The following is a 3468-nucleotide window of genomic DNA, read 5'->3' on the forward strand; positions in this document are numbered from 1 at the left end:
GGAGATGAACCGGCCTTGGGTGGGGTCGTAGTGGCGGGCGCCGATGTGGGTGAGGCCGGTGGGGTCCTGGGTGCCGCCGACGAAGCCTTTGTCGTCGGGCCAGATGGTGGGTGGGGTGGCGCGTGGGTCGCCGAAGGGGAGTGTGCGGCGGCGGGTGGCGTCGAGGGTGGTGGGGTCGATGCTGATCTGATTGGTGCCGTGGTGGTCGGGGATGAGCCAGGTGAGGCCGGTGACGGTTCGGACGGCGACGGTGGCGCCGGCGTGCTGGTAGTGGCGGGTGCCGTCGATCTGGCCGTTGCTGCTGGTGCGGCGGAGTTCGGTGTGGCCGAGGTAGAGGGTGGTGCCGGTGGTGTCACGGCGCAGCAGCCGGTTGCCGCTGGTGTCGTAGATGTTGGTGGTGTCGAGGTCGGGTTCGGTGGTGGTGGCGAGCTGGCCTTCGGGGTCCCAGGTGAGGGTTTGGGTGACGTCGTCGATGGTGCGGGTGCTGGTGTGGCCGCCGGCGGTGTAGGCGTAGGTGTCGGTGCGGGTGGTTTCGCCGGTGTAGGTGACGGAGGTGACGGCGTGGGGTCGGGGGCTGCCGGGGGTGGGGTAGGTGGAGGTGGCTGTGGTGCTGCCGGTGGCGGACCAGGTCGTTGCGGTGGTCCGGTTGCCGGTGGGGTCGTAGGTGAACGCCTGCCGGTAGGGGTCGGCGCCGGTGCGTTGTTCGGTGGTGCAGGTGGGGGTGGTTTCGGTCCAGGCCTTGGTGAGGCGGCGCAGGTGGTCGTAGCGAAAGCACTCGGCCTGGTCGGCGACGCCGGCGGTTTTCCCGGCCATCGAGGTGACGTTGCCGGCCTGGTCGTAGGTGTAGGTGGTGGTGGCGTCGTCGTCCCAGGTGTCGGGGGTGGTGGGGTGTTCGGTGTCGACCTGGGAGGCGGCGAGGCGGCGGGTCGCTGGTTGCACCGGTGAGGACACGCGGATGCGGGTGGTGCCGGTGCCGAGGATGCGTTGGGCGATGGTGCCGTCGTAGTGGTAGTTGGTGGCGGACACGAACGTGTCGGTGCCGGTGGTGAGGGTGGTGGGTAGGCCGGAGGCGGTGTGGTAGCCGTGGGTCAAGGTTTCGGCGGGGAGGCCGCCGATCGCGGGCAGGGTGGTGGTCTCGGGGGCGCCGTTGTCGTGGTAGGTCTGGGTGGTGGTGTAGGTGCCGGCCAGTCCGGTTTCGGCGGCGGGGATGGTCACGGTGGCGCCGAGGGGCCGGTAGCCGTTGTCATACGCGGTGACGGTGGTGGTGTAGGCGTCGCCGCCGATGTGTCGGGTCGATGAGGTGGGTAGGCCGAGTTGCAGGGTGTCGTAGGTCCACGACGCCCGCAGTGCCCCCGTCGAGGTGTCGTCGCGGAGTTCCGTTTTGCGGCCGAGGTTGTCGTAGCCGTGCCAGAGGGTTTCGCCGCGGCCGTCGGTGCTGGTGACGAGTTGCCCGGCGTTGTCGTAGGTGCTGGTGGAGGTGCCGGCGTCGGGGTCGACGGTGCCGGTGCGGCGGCCGAGCAGGTCGTAGGTGTAGGTCCACCCGTTGCCGACGTGGTCGGTGACCGTGGTCAATTCGTCGCGTTGGCTGTAGCCGTAGGTGGTTTCCTCGTACGCCCCGGTGGGTGCGGTGCCGGTGTGTTGGCGTAGGGCGGTCTGCCGGCCCCGGGCGTCGAAGAGTGTGGTGGTGGGGGTTCCGCCGGTGGGTGGGTCGACGGTGACCCGGTCACCGTCGTAGCCGGTGACGGTCTCCCACTGCAGGGTGTTGCCCGACCACAACTGTTCCCGGATAGGGCGGCCGGCGCCGTCGTACACGGTCCGGGTCTGTGAGTCGATGGCGGTGTCGGCGAAGGTGACCAGGGTGCCGGTCGGCCCGGACGCGTTGTTGTAGAACGTGGACGCCTTCGCTGTCTGGCCGCGGACGTCGTACTGGATGTCGGTGATGGTGCGGTTGCCGTCCGGGGCGGTGACCTGTGTCTGCCGGGGGCGGAGCAGTCCGTCGTAGATGTCGTAGCTGTCGATCTGGTTGCCGTTCGGGCCCAGGGTGCGGGACCGGATGTGGCTGGGTGCGGTCTTGGTGATCGTGTACGCGTACTCCTGGTCGGGTGTCGCCGACGTGGGCCGGCCGGGTCCCCACACGGTGGTGAGTCGGCCGAGTGGGTCGTACTGGCCGGTGGTGACCGTGCTGTTGGCGTCGGTGACGGTCACGGGCAGGCCACGGCGGGGGTCGAGGGCGGCGGTGGTGGCGTGGGAAAGGGGGTTGGTGTTCGTGACGGCGGTGGTCGGAGCACCGACGGCCGGGGTGTAGGTGGTGGTCGTGGTCCGGCCCAGGGCGTCCGTTGTCGTCAGCGGCCGCCCGTGGGCGTCGTAGGTGGTGGTGTCGGTGGTGAGGTAGGTCGGGGTGGTGCCGTTGTGGGACCGCGCTGTCTCGACCTTGGTGACCAGGCCGCGGGTCGGCGTGGTGGTGTGGCTGGTGGCGCCGTCGCGGTAGAAGCGGGTGTCGGACAGCAGATCGGCCGGATAGGACGGGGTGGACGCACACGAGGTGCCGACGGTCTCGACCCGCGACGGCGTGTCGATCAGCCACGGGCTGCCGGTGTTGCGGGCGTAGGTGTAGCGGGTGCAGACGTCGTCGGTGAGAGTGGACACGTCGCCCCGGTCGTCGGACGAGATCAGGGTGCCGTAGGTGGTGTCCCAGGTGTCGACGGTGCGGGTGTGGCGCCACGTGTCGTCGTGTTCCAGCCATGTGTAGCCGATCGTGGTGACGACCCGGGAGATCACCGACTGCCAGGTCGCCGGGAAGGCGTGGATCGGGTTTTCCTCCCGCAGGGAGGTGCCGTAGCCGGCCACCTGCTGGATCGTCCGGTTCAGCTGCTGCCCGCCCGGGGCCGCGTAGTCGATCCGCTCGTACAGGAAACCGGCCCGCCACCAGTCGTCGCCGTGCACCGCGCCGTCCGACCCGGTGACCGTGACGATCCTGGTGTCAGGGCCGGCGTCGGTGGCGTCGCGGTGCATTCCCCGGAAGTACAGATACCGGGACTGGGTCTGCTGCCCGACGCCGGTGCCGGTGGTGACCGTGACCGTCGGCCAGCCGCGGAAATCCGACCAGGTCCGCAGCGGCAGCGACCGTGCCCACACGTCCGCGTCGTTGTGATGCCACAACACCGTCGACGACGCGCCGTCGGTCGAATAGGCGTAGGAGTGCGTCACCGCCGGTGAACCGCCGACCAGGTCCCGCTCGACCACCTGCGTCACCCGGTACTTGTTCCACCACGACCAGCCCGCCGGCGACCCGTCCGGCTTGTAGTACTGCGGAAAACACCGCTTCGAGTTGTGGTCCGGATCAGCCTGCGACGTCACCGTGCAGTCCGAACCCTGATAGGTGATCTCGATCCGTCCACCCGACTCGGTGTTGATCTCGGTGATCCGGTACTTGTTCGTCACCGGCACCGCCGCCGACACGTTGTGATC

Annotated in this window: 1 protein-coding gene; it reads right to left on the bottom strand. The window is 69.4% G+C overall.

Going from position 1 to position 3468, the window contains the following annotated elements; genetic code table 11:
- The coding region (locus ACFHVL_RS30920; RefSeq protein ID WP_416632147.1) for an RHS repeat domain-containing protein at window positions 1–3441 on the bottom strand (3441 nt) is incomplete at its 3' end.
- Window positions 3442–3468 lie beyond the last annotated feature (27 nt).

It is taken from the genome of Micromonospora sp. LOL_023 (assembly GCF_048060115.1).
Classification (GTDB): domain Bacteria; phylum Actinomycetota; class Actinomycetes; order Mycobacteriales; family Micromonosporaceae; genus Micromonospora_E.